At 37.2% G+C, this 19,780-nt stretch carries 22 protein-coding genes and 1 riboswitch; of the genes, 4 read left to right on the top strand and 18 right to left on the bottom strand.

The features are described 5' to 3' along the window. Positions 1-4: 4 nt before the first annotated feature. The 8 genes from pstA to rpmG all read right to left on the bottom strand — a co-directional run bounded on the left by pstA (position 5) and on the right by rpmG (position 5,202). Complete coding sequence (gene pstA, locus Q0Y84_RS04125; RefSeq protein WP_297951228.1) at positions 5-892, bottom strand: phosphate ABC transporter permease PstA; 888 nt, start codon at positions 890-892, stop codon at positions 5-7. Next, the gene (gene pstC, locus Q0Y84_RS04120) at positions 893-1,888 is read right to left on the bottom strand and encodes a phosphate ABC transporter permease subunit PstC (RefSeq protein ID WP_297951226.1); all 996 of its coding nucleotides are present in this window, start codon (positions 1,886-1,888) and stop codon (positions 893-895) included. A gap of 3 nt (positions 1,889-1,891) precedes the next feature. After that, positions 1,892-2,758 carry a phosphate ABC transporter substrate-binding protein gene (locus Q0Y84_RS04115; RefSeq protein ID WP_297951224.1) on the bottom strand — a complete coding sequence of 289 codons (867 nt, stop codon included), beginning with the start codon at positions 2,756-2,758 and terminating at the stop codon, positions 1,892-1,894. Between the two features lie 126 nt (positions 2,759-2,884). Then, positions 2,885-3,577: a 50S ribosomal protein L1 gene (gene rplA, locus Q0Y84_RS04110; RefSeq protein ID WP_297951222.1), complete on the bottom strand. Its 693-nt coding sequence runs from the start codon at positions 3,575-3,577 to the stop codon at positions 2,885-2,887. A 77-nt stretch (positions 3,578-3,654) separates the two neighbouring features. Next, a complete protein-coding gene (gene rplK / locus Q0Y84_RS04105) occupies positions 3,655-4,080 on the bottom strand; it encodes a 50S ribosomal protein L11 (protein ID WP_004045505.1) in 426 nt (141 codons plus the stop codon). Positions 4,081-4,210: 130 nt separating this feature from the next. Continuing rightward, complete coding sequence (nusG, locus tag Q0Y84_RS04100; RefSeq protein WP_297951216.1) at positions 4,211-4,768, bottom strand: transcription termination/antitermination protein NusG; 558 nt, start codon at positions 4,766-4,768, stop codon at positions 4,211-4,213. A 104-nt stretch (positions 4,769-4,872) separates the two neighbouring features. Beyond that, positions 4,873-5,043 (bottom strand): preprotein translocase subunit SecE, encoded by a 171-nt coding sequence (gene secE / locus Q0Y84_RS04095; RefSeq protein WP_297951214.1) that lies wholly within the window; start codon positions 5,041-5,043, stop codon positions 4,873-4,875. 9 nt (positions 5,044-5,052) lie between these two features. Next, positions 5,053-5,202 carry a 50S ribosomal protein L33 gene (rpmG, locus tag Q0Y84_RS04090; protein ID WP_005720427.1) on the bottom strand — a complete coding sequence of 50 codons (150 nt, stop codon included), beginning with the start codon at positions 5,200-5,202 and terminating at the stop codon, positions 5,053-5,055. A 185-nt stretch (positions 5,203-5,387) separates the two neighbouring features. Between rpmG and Q0Y84_RS04085 the strand changes: the two genes are divergently transcribed. Then, entirely contained in the window at positions 5,388-7,133 is a 1,746-nt protein-coding gene (locus Q0Y84_RS04085; RefSeq protein WP_297951204.1) for a 1-deoxy-D-xylulose-5-phosphate synthase, read from the top strand. A gap of 44 nt (positions 7,134-7,177) precedes the next feature. On the opposite strand, the gene Q0Y84_RS04080 is transcribed toward Q0Y84_RS04085, so the two are convergent. From Q0Y84_RS04080 to Q0Y84_RS04035, 10 genes are all read right to left on the bottom strand, one after another. Further along, positions 7,178-8,692: a gluconokinase gene (locus tag Q0Y84_RS04080; RefSeq protein ID WP_297951202.1), complete on the bottom strand. Its 1,515-nt coding sequence runs from the start codon at positions 8,690-8,692 to the stop codon at positions 7,178-7,180. Further along, positions 8,692-9,303 (bottom strand): hypothetical protein, encoded by a 612-nt coding sequence (locus Q0Y84_RS04075; RefSeq protein WP_297951200.1) that lies wholly within the window; start codon positions 9,301-9,303, stop codon positions 8,692-8,694. The genes Q0Y84_RS04080 and Q0Y84_RS04075 overlap by 1 nt, the downstream gene beginning before the upstream one ends. Positions 9,304-9,450: 147 nt before the next feature. Further along, positions 9,451-9,669 (bottom strand): hypothetical protein, encoded by a 219-nt coding sequence (locus Q0Y84_RS04070; RefSeq protein WP_003549087.1) that lies wholly within the window; start codon positions 9,667-9,669, stop codon positions 9,451-9,453. Between the two features lie 74 nt (positions 9,670-9,743). Further along, on the bottom strand, positions 9,744-10,286 hold the full coding sequence (locus Q0Y84_RS04065) for a sigma-70 family RNA polymerase sigma factor (RefSeq protein WP_297951181.1): 543 nt from the start codon (positions 10,284-10,286) through the stop codon (positions 9,744-9,746). Between the two features lie 130 nt (positions 10,287-10,416). Next, on the bottom strand, positions 10,417-11,172 hold the full coding sequence (gene rlmB, locus Q0Y84_RS04060) for a 23S rRNA (guanosine(2251)-2'-O)-methyltransferase RlmB (protein ID WP_297951179.1): 756 nt from the start codon (positions 11,170-11,172) through the stop codon (positions 10,417-10,419). Beyond that, positions 11,159-11,602: a ribonuclease III domain-containing protein gene (locus Q0Y84_RS04055; RefSeq protein WP_297951177.1), complete on the bottom strand. Its 444-nt coding sequence runs from the start codon at positions 11,600-11,602 to the stop codon at positions 11,159-11,161. Before Q0Y84_RS04055 ends, rlmB begins: the two co-directional genes overlap by 14 nt. Then, on the bottom strand, positions 11,595-13,028 hold the full coding sequence (gene cysS / locus Q0Y84_RS04050; protein ID WP_297951175.1) for a cysteine--tRNA ligase: 1,434 nt from the start codon (positions 13,026-13,028) through the stop codon (positions 11,595-11,597). The genes Q0Y84_RS04055 and cysS overlap by 8 nt, the downstream gene beginning before the upstream one ends. 90 nt (positions 13,029-13,118) lie before the next feature. Then, positions 13,119-14,618, bottom strand: a complete 1,500-nt coding sequence (gene gltX, locus Q0Y84_RS04045; RefSeq protein ID WP_297951173.1) for a glutamate--tRNA ligase — start codon at positions 14,616-14,618, stop codon at positions 13,119-13,121. A 76-nt stretch (positions 14,619-14,694) separates the two neighbouring features. After that, positions 14,695-16,071, bottom strand: coding sequence for a DNA repair protein RadA (gene radA, locus Q0Y84_RS04040; RefSeq protein WP_297951171.1), 1,377 nt, complete (start codon positions 16,069-16,071; stop codon positions 14,695-14,697). Beyond that, on the bottom strand, positions 16,071-16,622 hold the full coding sequence (locus tag Q0Y84_RS04035; RefSeq protein ID WP_297951169.1) for a dUTP diphosphatase: 552 nt from the start codon (positions 16,620-16,622) through the stop codon (positions 16,071-16,073). Before Q0Y84_RS04035 ends, radA begins: the two co-directional genes overlap by 1 nt. A 134-nt stretch (positions 16,623-16,756) precedes the next feature. On the opposite strand from Q0Y84_RS04035, the gene Q0Y84_RS04030 reads away from it, so the two are divergent. The 3 genes from Q0Y84_RS04030 (at position 16,757) to Q0Y84_RS04020 (ending at position 19,053) form a co-directional block, all read left to right on the top strand. After that, positions 16,757-17,062 (top strand): hypothetical protein, encoded by a 306-nt coding sequence (locus Q0Y84_RS04030; RefSeq protein ID WP_297951167.1) that lies wholly within the window; start codon positions 16,757-16,759, stop codon positions 17,060-17,062. A gap of 77 nt (positions 17,063-17,139) precedes the next feature. Beyond that, positions 17,140-18,489 carry an aminopeptidase C gene (gene pepC, locus Q0Y84_RS04025; RefSeq protein ID WP_297951165.1) on the top strand — a complete coding sequence of 450 codons (1,350 nt, stop codon included), beginning with the start codon at positions 17,140-17,142 and terminating at the stop codon, positions 18,487-18,489. Between the two features lie 159 nt (positions 18,490-18,648). Then, on the top strand, positions 18,649-19,053 hold the full coding sequence (locus tag Q0Y84_RS04020; protein WP_005726798.1) for a hypothetical protein: 405 nt from the start codon (positions 18,649-18,651) through the stop codon (positions 19,051-19,053). A gap of 220 nt (positions 19,054-19,273) precedes the next feature. Beyond that, positions 19,274-19,441: riboswitch (M-box (ykoK) riboswitch) on the bottom strand. Positions 19,442-19,780 lie beyond the last annotated feature (339 nt).

Below are 19,780 nucleotides of genomic sequence, written 5' to 3'. Positions count from 1 at the left end.
TCACCTACTTGGCTGCAGTTAACTTACGGTACAATTTATTACCCAGATAACGCGCACCTAAATTAAATACAATTACAACAATAACCAATAATGCCGAAGTAGCCGCTGAAACAATCGTCGCATCAGGAATAATACCTTCAGTATTGACCTTCCAAATATGCACAGCTAATGTTTCAGCTGGACGCATGACATTAAGTGGACTAGTCGGACTAAATGGATTCCAATCTGCATAATTAATTGTTGAACCACTTTGCCCAGCAGTATAAATCAAAGCTGCAGCTTCACCAAAGATCCGTCCAGCACTCAAAATAATTCCTGTTAAAATTCCTGGAAGAGCCGCTGGCAAAACAATACCGCGAATAGTTTTCCAATTAGATAAGCCCAAGGCAAGACCTGCTTCACGTTGATCTTGCGGCACTCCCTTAATTGCTTCTTCGATATTACTAGTTAAAATTGGTAAATTAAAGAATGTTAAAGCTAAAGCCCCAGAAATAATTGAAAAGCCAAATCCAAATTGAACTACAAATAATAGATAGCCAAACAAACCAACCACAATTGATGGCAATGAACTAAGAATTTGAATCGTAGTTCTAATTAAATTGGTTATCCAGTTGTCTTTAGCATATTCGGCTAAATAAATGGCTGCACCTAGAGCAATAGGTAAAGAAATAATAGTAGTTAATACTAGCAAATAAATTGAATTAAATAATTGATCGCGTACTCCACCACCAGCTTGGTATGATGAAGCTCCTGAACTTAAAAAGTGCCAGGATAAATGTGGAATACCTGTAATTAAAATATTCCCTAAGATGCCAGCTAAAATTAGTACAACAAATCCTACTAAAATATAGATAATTACTGTAGCTAACTTATCTCTCTTTTTTGCATCCATCTATTTTTGTCCCTTCTTTCCAATCAACTTAACTAGGAAGTTAAATACCAAAGACATAATTAAAAGAAGCAATGCTAATGACCACAAGGCATTATTGGGCAACGTACCCATTACAGTGTTTCCCATCTGACTTGTTAATTGACTAGTCAAGGTTGCTGATGGACTAACTAGATTGTATGGCATCAAGACTGCATTACCGATAACCATTTGCACAGCTAAAGCTTCACCAAAGGCTCTAGCCATCCCAAAGATTACAGCTGTTAAAATTCTAGGCGTAGCTACTCGCAGCACTACATGATAAATTGTTTGCCAGTGTGTAGCTCCTAAGGCCATTGAAGCTTTTCTAAAATGACCTGGTACTGCCTTTAAACTATCGACTGTTAACGAGGTAATTGTTGGCAAAACCATTACAAATAAAACTAGAGTAGCTGCCAAAATACCAAAACCAGTACCACCAAATAGTTTTCTAATTACCGGCACAATAATTGTTAAACCTAGGAAACCATAAACTACAGATGGAATTCCCACTAACAATTCAGTAACAGATTGTAAGAAATTGGCACCTTTTTTAGAAGAGTATTCCGTCATATAAAGAGCGATGGCAATTGCAAAAGGTGTAGCTACAAGCGCTGCTAAAAGAGTTACTAAGAATGAGGTAACAATCATGACAGCAGCACCCACATGATTTTTCCCTTCACCTGGATCCCAATCAGTTGAAGTTAAAAAATGAAAGACATTAACATGATCATTAATAAATGTAGCTAGACCATGATAGCCTACAAAACCAATAATTGAGACAACTAGCACAATAATTAAGGCAATTGCAAAATAAGTTAAGCCTTTGCCCCAATATTCTTGATGAGTTTCTTTTGAAGGTTTAGTTAACTTATCAATGTCAACACTACTCGGACCCATCCTTTTTAATTTAACGTGCGGAACATGTTGATTGGCAATTGCCTGATCAACAACTTCTTTTAATTTATCCTTATTATCCATGAACTACTTTCCTATTTGTGTAACCTGATTTTGACTATTACGAGACACTTTCATTTCATTAATACTTAAATATCCAATTTTAGGTACAAGATCTTTTTGGACCTTTTCTCCCAACATATAGGTGATAAAAGCTTTAGTTCGCTTATTAGGCTTACCCTTTGTGTACATATGCTCGTAACACCAAAGTTTCCACTTATTAGTAGTAATATTTTGATTAGTTGGTTTTACACCATCGATACTAAGTTTTTGAATGTTTGTATCATGAGCATACGGAAATGATAAATAACTAATTGTACCAGGAGTTGAATTAACAATTTTCTTTACCGTACCGTTAGAATCCTGCTCTTGTGCCTTAATTGGCTTAGACTTCTGTAAAATAATATTTTCAAAAGCAGATCTGGTACCACTACCCTTAGAGCGGTTAATGACCGTGATGGCTTCATTTTTGCCACCTAATTGCTTCCAATTCGTAAGTTTCCCAGTGAAAATTTGTTTCAATTGTTTTTGCGAAACGTTTTTTATGCCAACACCCTTATTCACAATTGGAACAATTCCTACTACCGCAATCTTATAATCCCGGAGTTTTTTAGCGTCAATTCCCTTTTGTGTTTCGGCAAAAACATCAGAGGTACCAATCTGAACCGCACCAGCTTGAACTTGGCTTAATCCTGTACCTGATCCTCCACCTTGCACAACAATATTACTGTCGTGATGACTTAAGCGATAATCATTGCCAGCTTGTTCTGCCAAGAGCTGCATCGCACTTGATCCGACAATGGTAATTTTGGAGCCGTTATTAGCACAGCCAGTGACAAAAGTTAGCATAAGCACTAACATAACGACTAATTTTCCAATAGAATGCTTTTTCATGACATTTTCCTTAATATATAGATTTGTAAGTTCAATTTATGATACCATGCTTGAAAATATTAGGTCAATGCATAACAAAAAAGCCTCGCTAATCGCGAGACTCTTTGATAACTTCTTTATTTTAAATTAGTCCAAGTTTAATGGATCAAGCTTGATCCCTGGGCCAAAGGTTGCTGAAACAGCAACGCTCTTAATATATTGACCCTTAGCTGAAGCTGGACGAGCACGCAAGATAACGTCACGCAATGCGTCAAAGTTTTCAACTAATTGGTCTTCAGTGAATGATACCTTACCAATAGGAGTGTGAATAGCTGCTTGACGGTCAACACGGTATTCAACTTGACCAGCCTTAACGTTCTTAACAGCCTTTTCGATATCCATAGTAACAGTACCAGTCTTAGGGTTTGGCATTAAGCCCTTAGGCCCAAGAATACGACCTAAACGACCTACCTTAGCCATCATCATTGGAGTAGCAACTACAACGTCGAAGTCTAACCAGCCGCCTTGGATCTTTTCTACCAAGTCATCTGAGCCTACAAAGTCTGCACCTGCAGCCTTAGCTTGTTCAGCTTGTGGGCCTTCAGCAAATACCACAACAGTTTGGGTCTTACCGGTACCATTTGGTAAAACGATAGAACCACGAATTTGTTGGTCAGCTTGCTTAGGATCTACGCTTAAGTTGTAAGCTACATCAACAGTAGCGTCAAAGTTTGCGTATGAAGTTTCCTTAACAAGTTTCATAGCTTCTGCTACTGAGTATAATTTATTTGAGTCTACCTTCTTGGCAGCATCTAAATATTTCTTACCATGCTTTGGCATGTGATTTCCTCCTTGTATATGTGGTCAAACGAGCTTCTCTTAACTCTCCCACCTAATTTGTTACCTAAATAACAGGATTAGTCTTCGACTTCGATACCCATACTTCTAGCGGTACCTTCAACCATGCGCATAGCAGCTTCAATATCAGCAGCGTTAAGGTCTTTCATCTTAGTCTCAGCAATTTCCTTGACTTGGTCCTTGGTTACCTTACCAACCTTCTTAGTATTAGGTTCACCTGAAGCCTTTTGGATCTTAGCAGCTTGCTTTAAAAGAACTGGTGCTGGTGGTGTCTTAGTAATGAATTCGAATGAACGATCTTCATATACAGTAATAACTACAGGGATAATCATGCCCTTTTGGTCAGCAGTTCTAGCATTGAAGTCCTTAGTAAAACCAACAATGTTAATACCAGCTTGACCCAATGCAGGACCAACTGGAGGTGCTGGAGTAGCAGCACCAGCTGGGATTTGTAACTTAACTACGTTAATAACTTTCTTTGCCACGGTCAAAACCTCCTTGATTCCGTGATGTGGTTAAAATGGAGAATTTTCCTTTTTTCCCCTCCCACAATAATAAACGTACCGTACTAGAATACCATCGTTTAGGTACAATTACAACTAAAACTTGTAAATATTATTCGTTTTCATCAAGCTTCTTAACTTGATCATAATCAAGCTCAGCAGTAGTTGCACGACCAAACATGTCAACTGATACATATAACTTGTATTTATCAGGTTGAATATCGGTAATCTTACCTACCATGCCATTAAATGCACCTTCAGTAATCGTTACTGATTCGCCAATATCAAAGTTAGCAGTTGGCTTCTTAGCAGGTTGCCCTTGATTCTTAAGTAAACGTGTTACTTCTTCATCAAGAAGTGGTGATGGCTTAGACCCACCACCGTGTGAACCAACAAAGCCAGTTACGTTAGGGGTGTTTCTAACCACAAACCAGCTTTCATCAGTCATTACCATTTCTACTAACACATAGCCTGGAAAAATCTTTTCTTCAATTTCTTGTTTTTTACCGCGAACAGTTTCAACTTTTTCTTCTTCTGGAACCATTACGCGGAAAATGTAGTCTTGCATCCCCATACTTTGAGCACGTGATAACAGGTCTGACTTAACCTTATCTTCATAGCCTGAATAAGTATGCAAAACGTACCATTTCTTTTGTGCTGTTTCGACCATCTTTTTTCTCCTTTTTTAGGTAAACAAAAAAACCTCCCACAGAGGTTTTCCTAGCTGTCAATATTATAGCATGAATTGCTTGTATTTCCTAATACTAAGAGCAATTACATTAATCTTTGAGTTAGCCAAGTGAAGAGCCAGTCAAGTGCACCCAAATATGCTGCAAACAAAACAGAACTAGTAATAACAGTTACTGTATCATGTCTATTTTGCTTTGCTGATGGCCACTTAACCAATTTCATTTCATGGCCAACGCTCTTAAAAAACTTAATCATGAGCTTTCTTTACCTCGTTTCCTTATGCAATGTCTTTTTGCCGCAATGCTTGCAGAACTTTTGCAGTTCAAGTCGCTGAGTGCGATTCTTACTTGCGGTGATTGAGTAGTTGCGTGACCCACAAACGCTGCAGGCTAAGGCTGCTTTTTTCACTGCCATAATCTCACTTCCAAACTTTTATAAAAACACATACTTACTCAGTATTTTATACTGTTAAACCTTCATCCGTCAACAATCGGATTTGCATTACCAAAAGTAATTAAAATCTATTACTATTAAATATTTCTATTTTTCTTTTCACTTATCTATAATAAGCATAACTAATTCTTGGAAAGGACATAAAAATGAATAAACATCCTGAATATCTATTAAATAAAATTTCTGGTCCAGCTGACTTAAAAAAGTTGTCTCTTCCAGAAATGGAACAATTGGCTAGTGAAATTAGAACCTTAATTTTGGAAAAAGATGCTGCTGAAGGTGGTCACCTCGGACCGGACTTAGGTATTGTTGAAGCTACAATTGTTTATCACTACGTTTTTGATGCTCCTAAAGATAAAATTGTCTGGGACGTTTCCCACCAAACTTATCCACATAAAATGTTAACTGGCCGTGCTCTAGCATGGCTTGATCCCGACCACTATGAAGACGTCACTCCATACAGTAACCCAGATGAAAGTCCATATGATTACTACGCTGTTGGTCACACCTCTACTTCAATTGGATTAGCAACCGGTATGGCTAAAGCTAGAGACTTAATGGGTAATCACGAAAACATTATGGCGTTAATTGGTGATGGCTCAATGACTGGTGGACTTGCTTATGAAGGTCTAAACAATGCCGCGATCGAAAAGCATAATTTAGTTGTAGTAGTAAACGACAATCAAATGTCAATTGACGATAACGTTGGTGGCTTGGTTACCGCTTTAAAGAAATTGCGCGATTCAAATGGTGAAACTAAGGAAAATCCATTTACTGCAATGGGCTTTGACTATCGCTACGTTGCTGATGGTAATGATATCAAATCAATGATTGAAGCTTTTAAAGCAGTCAAAGATGTTGACCACCCTATTTTGCTTCACATTAACACCTTAAAAGGTAAAGGTTACCAACCTGCAATCGACAATGAAGAAGCTCACCACTGGGTCATGCCATTTGATCTTAATACTGACAAAACTACTGTACCAGAAGCTGACGGTCCAACTGCTAATTCTGTTGCGCTTGACACACTTGAAGATCATATTAATCAAGGCGAAAAAATTATGGCAATTAATGCCGCCATCCCTGGTGTCTTTGGTCTTGATCGGATTAAAAACAAATACCCTGAAAATTACCACGATGTAGGTATTGCCGAGCAAGAGTCTGTTGCCTTTGCGGCAGGAATGGCTAAAGAAGGCGCAATTCCAGTCTTATTTGAAAATTCAACTTTCTTGCAACGTGCCTTTGACCAATTATCACATGATGTCGCTGCTAACGACTTACCAGTCGTTATGATGGTTGCCGGTGGCGGTATTTCTGGCACCAGTAAGACCCACCTAGGCATTTTTGATCAAGTAATGATTTCTAACTTGCCTAACTGGATTTACTTAGCACCAACTACTCTTAATGAAGAAAAAGCAATGATGAACTGGGCCATCAAGCAAAGAAAGCATCCTGTCGCAATTAAGATGCCAACTAAGCAAGTTCCCGTAGGTGAAGAAATCCAAGAGGATGACTACTCAAGCATCAAGTACGAAATTAAGCCAGGTCAAGATGTTGCTATCTTAGCCTTAGGTGATATGTACGATATGCTGGGTAAAAAGGTAGCTGAAAAGATCGGTGCCAGTTTGGTAAATCCAGTTTCAGCTAATATTTTAGATACAGCTGCTTTAGACAAATTAGCTAAGGAAAATAAAGTTATTGTCACGATCGAAGATAACACTTTGGACGGCGGGTTTGGTGAAAAGATTGCCTCTTACCTTGGTGACAAAGATATTAAAATTTTGAACTACGGTCAAAAGCGAGTTTACACTGATCAAGTACCTTTGAAAGAAATCCTGAAGGATAATCGAATGACAGTTGATCAAATTGTTGAAGATGTAAAGAATGCTTAACGACCATAAAAAATAAGACGCGGATCGCGTCTTATTTTTTGCGTTCATTTCTGTTCAAATGTTTGAGGGTGTTTTGCTTGAAAACTAGCCAATTTGCCATAACTATTCTCAAGTTCATGCTCAATCTCCCGATAAATAGGAATCAGTTCCTGATAAACTGCCACACTTTGTGGATTTGGAAAATAAACTTTACTTTCGCTTGTCTTTTCTTTAGCTTGCATAAAATCCACATTATCTCTCAAAGCTTTTTGTGCCAAAAACATCGCAGCTAGGGTACCACTTTGTTCATTTTTAATTACAATTACTGGTAAATTAAAAATGTCTGCAATCATTTGTCTAACAAAATCACTTTTTACAAAACCACCAGTAACTCGCAATGCTTGAGGTTTACCCATTTGATCGAGCAATCCTTGGGCTGCACCAAGCAAGTTAAAAACAATTCCTTCTAAAACACTTCGCGCCATTTGTGGCTTAGTATGAATGCGCATCAAGCCTACAAAAGAGCCACGTGCTTGTGCATCCCAAATTGGTGCTCGTTCGCCGCCAAGATAAGGATGAAAAAGCAGTCCGTTACTTCCTGCTGGTACAGTTTGTGCAGCATTAAGAAAATCTGTTGCCGTTTCAGCTGGGTCAAAAATTGTTTTTCTAGCCCATTCAAATACAATTCCGCCATTATTCACGGGGCCGCCCAGCAAATAGTGTGTTTGATCAATTGGGTAACAGAAAAAGCGATTATTTTGATCAGTAATTGCTTCATGGGCAATCACTCTAACTGCACCAGAAGTACCGACATTTAAAGCAAAATAGTTTTCATCAAATACACCCACGCCAATTGTCGATAAATAGCCATCACTGGCGCCCAAGACAATTTTTGTTTCATCACTTAAGTCAAATTTATCTCGATATTCTTTAACAACCTTGCCTACAACACAATGGGGTTTAGTAATCTTTGGTAAAGATGACTCATTTATTCCAATATAATTTAGTATCTTTTCATCCCAATTTAGTGTCTCTAAATTCATCATCCCGCTACCGGCTGCCATTGTTGTATCGGTGAGTATTTTTCCGGTTAAACGCAAAATAATATATTCTTTGATACTAATCCACTTTTTAACTTGGGCAAAAATATCTGGTGCTTCTTCTTTTAACCACAACAATTTATATACCGGTGCCATTGGATGAGGTGGCATCCCTGTTCGCTCATAAATTGTTTGTGCCAATTTTGATTCTTTTGCTTCTTGAACAATCTCACTACTGCGGTTATCAGCCCAAGTAATGCTGTTCGTCAGTAATTCCCCATCTTTACCTAATCCAATCAAACTGTGCATTTGACTAGACCAAGAAATCGCCGCAATCTTGCCAGCAGCTTTTTGACTTAATTGATAAATTATTTTTTGTACCGTATCAAAAATTAGGCGCGGGTCTTCTTCTGCTTGACCACTTTTTTCTTGAATCAATGGATATGCAATTTCAGCTTGCGCTATTTCTTTTCCACTTTTTTCATACAGAATGCCTTTAGTTGCTGTAGTACCAATATCTATGCCAATTATGTATTTCATTATTTTTTATAAAACTTTTTCCATCTCTTATAATTTTTATCCTGCCATGATTTTTCTAAATCTTTCCAATAATCCAGATCATTTTCAATTTTGGGTAAAAATAAGCCCTTGCTCTTAACTAGCTGCCTAACAAGTTCCAAATTATGGCCGCGCAAATTCAAGAAAGTCGTTTCCCATTCATCACGAATGTCCATGTAAAATTCCTGATGATTCTGGTCGGTGAACACAATAATCATCTTACCCTGCCATTTCAAAATAATGTGTTTAATAATTTCTTCTAACGTTGGATAATCTAATTTTCTGATATTCCATCCAACGTATTTATGAAATTTTCCTTTATTTTTCGGCCATCTAGACACAGGGAGATAGATTTCCGCGTAGTCATAGTTTATTAATGCAAAAGTAATTTCGACTATTTTATCTGCAAAATCTGGTAAATTTTTTTCATCATCCCAGTCAAAATACCCATCTTTGAATATTCTCTCAGAGGAGAAAGTTTTAGGAACAGAATCTACGCAATAATACGGTGTATTTTCGTAAAGAAAATCTATATTGCGCTCTATTTCTTTAATTCGGTGCTTATCTCGTTTTCGTTTAAGTTTTGCTTTCAAAGATATATCCTCACTTTTTTGCACAAAATTATACCAAACTCTTGATAATTTTAGGAACAAAAAAACAGTTACCGGAGAAGGTAACTGTCTTGGTGGTCAAAACTATTGCGTGACCACGGTGCGTAGAACATTGTTTTTTAGTCGGATTTACTTCTTAAGATTTTCGTTAACGAAGGCTTCGATTTTTTCATCTGAGTCTTTCAAAAATGGAAGCATATCTTCTTCCGTCTTCATGGTATCTCTACCATTCTTTTCCATAAAGTAGTCCCAAAGGGCATCTCTAACTGGCATATCTGAATCACTCCAGTCAAAAGCTTCCTTCATGTGACGGTCTAACAATGCAGTCTTAATAATTTCGTCTGCCATCTTAAATTACCTCCTAAAATATTCTACATTATTATTATACCGCACTTTTATTTGATCAGCTAAAAAATAGAATATTAAAAGAGAATATTCCGCATTTTTTGTAAGGTACGCGACCGAGCCCGTACTAGTTTCATTGCTTCAATATTCATGTGATCAATCGCATATTCCGTACTTATTTCACCAATAATTGTTAACAAGGCTATTAATTCCACATGTGACAAGCTATTAACAAAATTATTGTAAATTTCATCAACTGGAATTGCCAGCTCCGATCGCCGCGGCTCATTAACTCCCTGAATATTTGCCTGATTCCAAGGAATTGATTGACTGTAGACCTGTCTACGTCGGGCCATATTATAGCGAACCAAAGTACGAGCATGATTAGTCAGCTTAGTCTTATATAAGCTGCTAAATTTTCCTTTTTCGGGTGAAAAAACTAGCGCTGCTTCGTAACACATGATCATTGCTTCTTGATCCCAGTCTTTACGATCATAATGATGCAAATAAAACTGGTTCACAATTGAATTTACTAACGGCTCGTATAAATGAAACAATTTCTCTAAAGCTTCGTCATCCCCTGCTTGTACTCTTTTGATCAACTTTTCTTCCTTAATCATCATCTGTCCTCCATCTCATAGAATACAAGGAGATAGCTAATTCTAGGAAGAAAACACACGTTTAATGGACATAAACGAAGTTTTTGTATTAAAAAAAGTAGACAAAATCTTAGTTTTGTCTACTTTGAGTTTATTTACTTAATGGATTTCTACTGTTATAAGCCTGATAAAGCAAAACCCCAGTTGCCACACTGGCATTTAATGATTGCACATGTCCTATCATTGGCAAAGTAATTGTTTGATCCATTTGCTTTTTTAATAAAGGTGCAATGCCTTTACCTTCATTACCAATTACTAGCACAGTTTTGCCTTGGGCATTCCATTCGCGATAATCAGTACCAGCCATATCAGTACCAAAGACCCAATAGCCACGCTTTTTTAATTCTTTAGTTATTTGAACCAAATTATTAACCCGCGCTACAGGTACATAATCGATAGCACCGGTAGAGGTTTTAGCTACAACTGAAGTTAAACCAGTAGCATGGCGTTTAGGAATAATAATGCCATCAACACCAGTTGCATCAGCTGAACGCAAGATTGACCCAAGGTTATGAGGATCTTCAATTGAATCAAGCATTAATAAAAATGGTTCTTTGCCTTCTGCATCAAATTTATCTAACAATTGATCTAAATCAGCATATTCAAAACTAGAAATTGCCAAAACTAAACCCTGATGATTTCCACCAGCAACTAAACGATCCAACTTATTTTTAGGTACATCTTGAACAACTAATCGTTTTTTCTTGGCAATACCATAAATTTGATTAGCAAAATCTTCCTGTACACCATGTTGCAAAAAGACTTTATTAATCTTGTCAGCCGGTTGCGTTTTTAAATAATCCAGCCCTGCATGACGACCAAAAACGAAATCTTTATTCGAAGTCATAATCTTTTAGTCCATCCTCTTCTACTGTATTGATACACCACTTAGTTAATTCCTTTACCCGATCATCTTTGCCTAGTAAGTCAAGATAGCCCATAATTGCTTCAAAACCAGTCGATAATTGGTAAGTTTTTAGACTAGTATTCTTAGCTTTAGTATGACTCTTAGCATTACGACCACGACGAAAAGCAGCTAACTCATCATCGGTTAACATTTCTTCATCTTGCATCTTAGTTAAAAGTGCGGCTTGAGCTTTAGCTGAAACATAATGTGTTGCTTCACGCTGCAAAATTTGCGGTTTTACAATGCCACCTTTAACCAAATGTCGACGAATAATTACTTCATATACTGCATCCCCTAAATAGGCTAAAGTTTGGCCATTTAAAGTATCTGGATTAACTTCTGTTTCAGTTAATTTTTTTATTTTAGTCACGAGTCCACCTAGTTCCTTGCGGTGTATCTTGGATAGTAATACCCATTTCCTTTAATTGATCACGTATTTTATCACTAGTTGCCCAGTCTTTATTTGCTCGTGCTTCATCACGCTTTTTAACTAAGGCATTAATCTCGTCATCGTTAGAGCCAGTATTCTTAGCGCAGAGCTTAGCTGTATCCACACCAAAAACAAGTAACCAACTACGAAATTTTTCTACAAAACGCTGCAATTCTGCCTTGTCTGCTTGTTCACTATTGGCATTGGCATTTACTACCGGCAATAAATCATAAATAGCCGTCAAAGCATTTTGAACATTAAAGTCATCATCCATTGCAGCTACAAATTTCTGCTCAGTCGCATCAATTGCTTGCTTCAGTTCTTCAGAAGCTTCACTTACAGTTTCATCTGCAAGACGGTAATTAATATCAGTCAAAGTATTTTTAAAGCGATCTAAAATTGTCGCTGCTTGCTTTAAGTTTTTTTCAGAATAGTTAATTTGCCGACGATATTGCACGCTAGCCATAAAGAAACGCAATACTTGTGGATCTACTTTTTTTAAGATGTCATGGACTGTTACAAAATTGTGCAATGACTTAGACATTTTTTCTTGATCCTTGCCGACAGTCACAAAACCATTATGTAACCAGTAATTAACAAATTTTTGGCCGGTTTTGGCTTCACTTTGGGCAATTTCATTTTCATGGTGTGGAAATTCCAGATCTTGTCCGCCGCCGTGAATATCAATTGTCTCGCCCAAATACTTGGTACTCATGACAGAACATTCAATATGCCAACCTGGACGTCCTTTACCCCATGGTGAGTCCCAAGCAATTTCATCTGGCTCCTTTTGTGCTTTCCACAAGGCAAAATCAATTGGATCTTCCTTGCGGCTTTGTTCTGCATCGTTAATGTGCTCTGAAGCTCCTTCTTCAAGCTGGGCAATATTTTGGTCACTTAATTGGCCATAGTGCCTAAACTTTTTAGCCCGGTAATAAACATCACCATCTACTTCATAAGCGTAGCCCTTATCAATTAAAACTTGAATAAATTTAATAATCTCGTTGATTTCATGAGTTGCACGAGGATGCAGTGTTGCAGGCTCAATATTTAAGGCAGTTGTATCTTCCAAAAAGGCATTGATAAACTTTTCTGCCAATTTAGGAACAGTCGTACCTTCAGCGCGAGCTTCATTAATCATTTTGTCATCCACATCGGTAAAGTTAGAGACATATTTTACCTGATAGCCCTTATATTCAAAGTAACGTCTAATGGTATCAAACGCAATTGAACTACGAGCATTGCCAATGTGGATATAGTTATACACAGTTGGTCCACAGACGTACATACTAATCTGCCCCGGAACTAGTGGTTTAAATTCTTCTTTTTTGCGCGTCAGTGTATTATAGACTTTCACAGCTAACACTCATCCCTTCTGTAAAAATAGCTATTTTTTATTTTAGCAGAAACAAAAAGAAGTTGCAGTTTCCTGCAGCTTCTTCTTAATTATTTTGCTTTAAAGATTATTAGCGCTCATTTGCTTTAAGGTTAAGTCGATGTGTTCTAAGACACGTTCTTTACCTAAAAGTTCCATTGCTTCGCCAATACCAGGGCCCACCATTGAACGAGTAGTAGCAATTCTAATTGGCATAAAGAGCTTTCTACCCTTAATACCAGTTTCCTTACGAGTTGCTTGAATAGCATTCATAATTTGAACTGAAGTAAATCTTGGAATAAGGTCTAATTGCTTCTTGAATTCTTCAATTACGCCGCGACCATCATCATTCTTGATTTCTTCGATTTCTTCATCTGAAAGGTCCTTAGCTTCTTCAAAGAAGATCTTAGCCATATCAACGATTTGCTTAGTATATGACATTTGAACTGAGTAAATGTTAACTAATTGACGAACCCATTCCATCTTTTCTGGAGTTGGATGCTCATCAACTAAGCCAGCTTCTTGCAAGTTGTTCAAAGCAAGGTCAAGCAAGGTATCACGATCTGCCTTCTTGATGTATTGGTTGTTAATCCACTCAAGCTTCTTTTGGTCAAAAGCAGCTGGTGATTTAGACAAACGAGCAGGATCAAATTGCTTGATGAATTCACGTTTAGTGAAAATTTCGTTTTCACCCTTTGGTGACCAGCCAAGAAGGGTAATGAAGTTAAACATTGCTTCTGGTAAGTAGCCAAGGTCACGATATTGTTCAATAAATTGCAAAACTGATTCGTCACGCTTAGACAACTTCTTACCAGTTTCTGAATTAATGATCAAAGTCATGTGACCAAACTTAGGTGGCTGCCAGCCAAGTGCTTCATAAACTACTAATTGCTTAGGAGTGTTTGAAACGTGGTCATCACCACGAAGTACGTGCGTAATCTTCATCAAGTGGTCATCAACTACAACGGCAAAGTTGTAAGTTGGCATACCATCACGCTTTTGGATAACAAAGTCACCACCGATGGTGTCTGATTCAAATTCAAGATGTCCCTTAACGATGTCATCCCATGAATAAGTTTCCATTTCTGGAATGTGAATCCGGACAACTGGCTTTAATCCCTTAGCCTTAGCTTCATCTTGAGCTTGCTTGATTTCATCAGCAGTCATGCCTTCATATTCATAAGTATAGTGAGGGGCAACTCCTGCAGCGCGTTGTTCTTCACGTTGCTCTTCAAGTTCTTCCTCAGTCTTGTATGAGTAGTATGCTTTGCCTTCGTCAATCAATTGATCAATGTACTTTTGGTAGATTTCTTTTCTTTCTGATTGACGGTATGGACCGTAGTCGCCGCCCTTATCAGGACCTTCATCCCAGTCAATTCCTAACCAGTGAAGGTTCTCCATTTGAGACTTAGAACCGCCCTTAACGTTACGTTTTTGGTCGGTATCTTCAATTCTCAAGACCATCGTACCCTTGTTATGACGGGCGAATAAATAGTTAAAAAGTGCAGTACGTGCGTTACCAATGTGCAAGTGACCAGTTGGACTTGGTGCATATCTTACACGGATTTTTTCTTTAGCCAAAATTCATGCCTCTTTCAAAAATAGTAGATTCAAACAATCTTAGTTTACTCGTTATATAGGAAGAATTCAATTAGTGCTAGCCAAAAACTAATTTTAAAGCTTGGGGAATGCTAGAAACTGGAATCACTTCAATCCCATTGTCCTTTAAGCCAGCATACATATTGTGTCTGGGAATAAAAATTCGTTTAAAACCAACCTTAGCTGCTTCTTTTACGCGGGCATCGATTTTATCAACGCGCCGCACTTCACCAGTTAAACCTACTTCACCAACAAAACAATCTGTTGGCGAAATTTCTTTATCTGTATAACTAGATGCGACTGCCATTGCAATGGCCAAGTCAATTGCCGGTTCATTTAACCTAATGCCACCAGTAGCTGTTAGATACACGTCCTGATTTTGCAGCATTAAATTGCCCCGCTTTTCAAGAACAGCTAATAATAATGATGCCTTATTAAAGCTAATCCCCGAAGTCGTTCTTTTAGCATAGCCAAAAGCTGTCGGTGTAACTAAAGCCTGAATTTCTGCCAAAAGTGGCCTAGTACCTTCAAGCGACACTACAACTGCCGATCCGGTAGAATTAGGCAATCTTTGATCAAGGAAAATTGAGGAAGGATTAGTTACTTCTTTTAACCCTTCGTTAACCATTTCAAACATGCCGATTTCATTAGCAGCTCCAAACCGATTTTTAACCGAATGCAAAATCCGGTAGGTGTGGTGTTCATCCCCTTCAAAATAAAGCACCGTATCTACCATATGCTCTAAAATCTTTGGTCCAGCAATTGCACCTTCCTTAGTTACGTGACCAATAACAAAAATAGTGATGGCATCCATCTTGGCGATTTTCATTAATTCACTAGTTACCTCACGCACTTGAGAAGCCGATCCGGTCATTGAATCAAGGCTAGGCTCATTCATCGTTTGAATCGAGTCAATCACAACAAAATCTGGCTTAACATCATTGATTTGTTCACGAATATCATGCATATCTGTTTCTGGGTATAAAAGCATATTGCTTTGACCCACACCAAGACGATCTGCTCTCAATTTAATTTGGTTAGCTGACTCTTCCCCAGAAACATAAAGCACCTTATATTTTTCTGACAAATCGCTCATAATTTGCAACATCAAGGTTGACTTGCCGATTCCGGGATCTCCACCAATCAAAACTAATGAACCTGGCACAATGCCACCACCTAAGACACGGTTTAATTCTTCAGACTTAGTAGCAATTCTGTCTTCTTTTTCGGCTTTGATCTTATCCAACTTTACTGGTTCGTTTAATCCGGTCTTTTGAATTAAACGACTGGCAGTTGCTTTAGTGGACCGCTTTTGTACTTCTTCTGTTTCTTTTTCAAATTGATTCCAGGCACCACAATTAGGACATCTTCCTAAGTAGCTCGCCGAAATATAGCCACAGGAACGGCATTTATACTGTGTTTTTACTCTTGCCATTAATCATCCTTCTTTTCATTAGTTGAACCAAAACCACTTAAACGAGTACGGCTAATCGGATCATCATCGTCAGTTTTTAGATATTTCATAAAAATACCTTGGGCGATGCGCTCACCCTTTTTAATATGCAAAGGACGCACACCATAATTAATCATTTGTACAAAAATTTCGCCTTCATTGTTGGGATTGTCATAATAGTCTGCGTCAATAACCCCAATTCCATTAGGTAAAGCTAAATTTCTTTTAAAGGTATTAGAAGAACGATTAGCTAAAATCAACACCTCATCTTCTGGCATATATGTTTTAAGGCCAGTTGGCACCAAAAAAGGCTTTAGGATTTGGTCGGCCATTTCATAATCACGCTCATATAATTGGTGACCATTTCTAATTAATCTAAAAATTCTAACAAAATCCAGTCGCCAAATACTAGGAATAATAACATCTTCTGCTGCTTCGATATCATAACCCGCACTGGCTAGAGTTTGCCGGCGAGGCAAGTTAATTTCTTGATCTTGATACTTTTTTACTACTTCAAATCCGCGTATTTTCATCGTTTAACCCCATTTACTACTTTTCTTTTAACAGATATATATTCTACAATGTTTTCTATAAACAAAAAATATTTAGCTCTCTATTATCTATTACGCAAAAAAGAGCGTTTTTTCTTTTAAAAGGTGAAAATTTTATGTTTAATCTTGAAGACTCACACCAATGTTTTGAAAAACACGATGATCATGGCACTTTAATTAGCCGCTGGACAATGGACAAAATAAAGAGAAATGATAGCACTGTTTGGGTGATGAATCATTTCTTTGTTAATCCAAATTCTAATTTAGAAGAGATATTAGAAAAAGAAATGCCAACGGTTCTATTGCTTGCTCAAAAATCTGGCTATCCTATCTGGCCATTAGATCCAACAGTGATTGACTACTTTGAAAAACATCCCGAATTTCACAAAATTTGGTATCATCGTCCATATTCCAAAAAGTAGTTCTATCATTGAATAGACGCCTTTCTTTTAATAAGTTAAAATAGAAAAAAAGAAGATATAAAGGGAGGAATTTTTTAATGGCAAAAGAAATTAATAATAATACCATCGATAAATTCGAACAAGATTTAGCTAAGCATCCTGTTTTTAACGTTGCTAGCCACGCTGCTCAAGAAAACGGCATTTATAAAGCAAGCCAAAACTTACAAACCAAGATTGACTTAGACCCAACTTTCTCAATTGAAATTGAGACTGGTAAGCCAGCTGACCAAAAACAATCAGGCCGTTGCTGGATGTTTAGTGCATTAAACACTATGCGTCATCCATTACAAAAGAAATTTAAGTTAAAGGACTTCGAATTGTCTCAAAACTACACTAACTTCTGGGACAAATTTGAAAAGTCTAACTGGTTCTTTGAAAATGTTATCTCTACTGCAGATAAAGACTTAGGCGATCGCAAAGTCTCATTCTTATTCACTACCCCACAACAAGATGGCGGTCAATGGGACATGCTCTGCGGTATTATCGAAAAATACGGTATCGTTCCTAAGAGCGTTTACCCAGAAACGGCTAATGCTACTAACTCTAGTGCATTAAACGATACTTTAAATACTTTACTTCGTAAAGATGGTCTTGAATTACGTAGACTTGTTAATGCTGGTAAATCAGAAGCTGAAGTACAAGCTCGCAAAGAAGAAATGTTAAACGATGTCTTCCGTGTTCTTGCAATTTCACTTGGTGTTCCACCAAAGAAGTTTAACTTTGAATATCGTGATGACGACCACAATTATCATATTGACGAAGATATTACTCCTAAGGAATTCTTTGATAAATATGTTGGCATGGATTTGGCTAACTACATTTCCACAATCAATGCCCCAACTAACGACAAGCCTTTCCACAAGGTCTTCTCAGTTGAGTATTTAGGTAATGTTGAAGGCGGCCGTCAAGTTCGTCACTTGAACTTAAAGGTTGATGAAATGAAAGACCTCATCATCAAGCAATTGAAGAGCGGCGAAGTTGTTTGGTTTGGTTCAAACGTTGTTAAAGATTCTGAACGTCGTGCAGGACTTCTTGACACTAACCTTTACCGTCGTGATCAACTATTCGATGTTGACTTCTCAATGTCTAAGGCTGACAAACTTGATTCAGGCGAAAGTATGATGGACCATGCTATGGTTATTACAGGTGTTGATATTGTTAACGGTAAGCCAACCAAATGGAAGATTGAAAACTCATGGGGCGAAAAGCCTGGCTTCAATGGTTACTTCGTAATGAGTGATTCATGGTTTGATTCATTTGTTTACCAAGCAGTTATCAACAAGGACATTTTGCCAGAAGATCTTAAGAAGGCTTACGACGAAGGCAAGAACAATCCTATTCAATTATTGCCATGGGACCCAATGGGTGCTTTAGCATTTAAGTATTAATAGCTATAATCAAATAGTTAAGTGTCGGAAAGAAATTTCTGACACTTTTTTTACAACTTCAAGTGTACTTTCTTGCATCCCAAAAATATTAGGCCTACAATGAAGGCGAATTCGGTAGAGAGGATTCAAATGGTAAAGTTTATGTAGGAGGAAAAAAACATGACAGACTATTCAAAAAGACAATTAAAAGCATTAGATAGAATTTCAAAGAAAATTAGTGATGCTGAAAGCCACTTAGCTAGAATTGAAGATTCCGTACCTGACCGTCGTCACCGTACTGCACAACATGAAACTATCAAGGATATTAAGTCTATTTTGAAGCATGCTAGAAAAGTCGGCGAATATGACGCTAAGATCGATGCTAAGGCTGACGAAAGTGAATATGTTTATGTTGAAGATGAAGAAAATGTTATTAAAGACCTTGAAAAAGAATTCAAGGACTTGGATGACAGACTTGATAAATTAAGTGACACTGATGGCTACGACATTAAGCGTTACCGTGAAGAACATCACTCACTTGAAAAAGCTAAGGAAGTATTGGCTAAGGCCGGTAAGTTAAATTAATAAGTTAAAAATAATAAAAAAGCGCAAGCAGATAAAATCAATTATCTACTTGCGCTCTTTTTGTATTGTTTCTAGATTAAGTATTTTTCTGATTTCATATACCATTTCTTTACTACAGTAGTTAAAGCAATATATAAGATTAACAGAATAAGGACAATTGCTAAAAAGTAAACTGGTATTGATCCAAATTTCATTATTTTAGCAATTGGAGTAATCAAGCGATTTATACTCGTCGTTCAGTTTTAACACTACGTAACGTGAAGTTTGTTCAACTAGCTGACTGGGAAAAGCCTTAAGTCGACAGTTCCTGTTTAACCCGTTGGCATCTCTGGATGTTGCTGGGCGTCAGCGTATATTTACGTAGGAGTCTCACCTAACAGTTTATTTGCTTTACTTATTCAATTGACATTTTTAGAGTAAAAGCTTCAGTATAAAATATCAATTACTTTAACTCTATCTTAATATTCTTAACCATATCACAAGAAGTAAAAAGGCTCTATAATTTTTCCTGTTGATGACTTATCTATATGATAAGCTGTTAACAAGTTTTTTATTGCATTAAAAAAGGAGGACATAGTCCTCTTTAATAAAAAATCTATTCCACTAAACATTTTATAAATAAAGGTGTGTTTCTATGTCCTCTTTTAATAATTGTATTAAATTCGAGCTTGATGTTAAAGACGAAAATATTGTTTTTAAAGATTATTTCTATAAATCGATCAAACTG

The sequence above is a fragment of the uncultured Lactobacillus sp. genome, assembly GCF_947367125.1.
Taxonomy (GTDB): domain Bacteria; phylum Bacillota; class Bacilli; order Lactobacillales; family Lactobacillaceae; genus Lactobacillus.
Note: the sequence above shows the minus strand (reverse complement) of the source record. Positions and strands in the feature narration are given on the sequence as shown.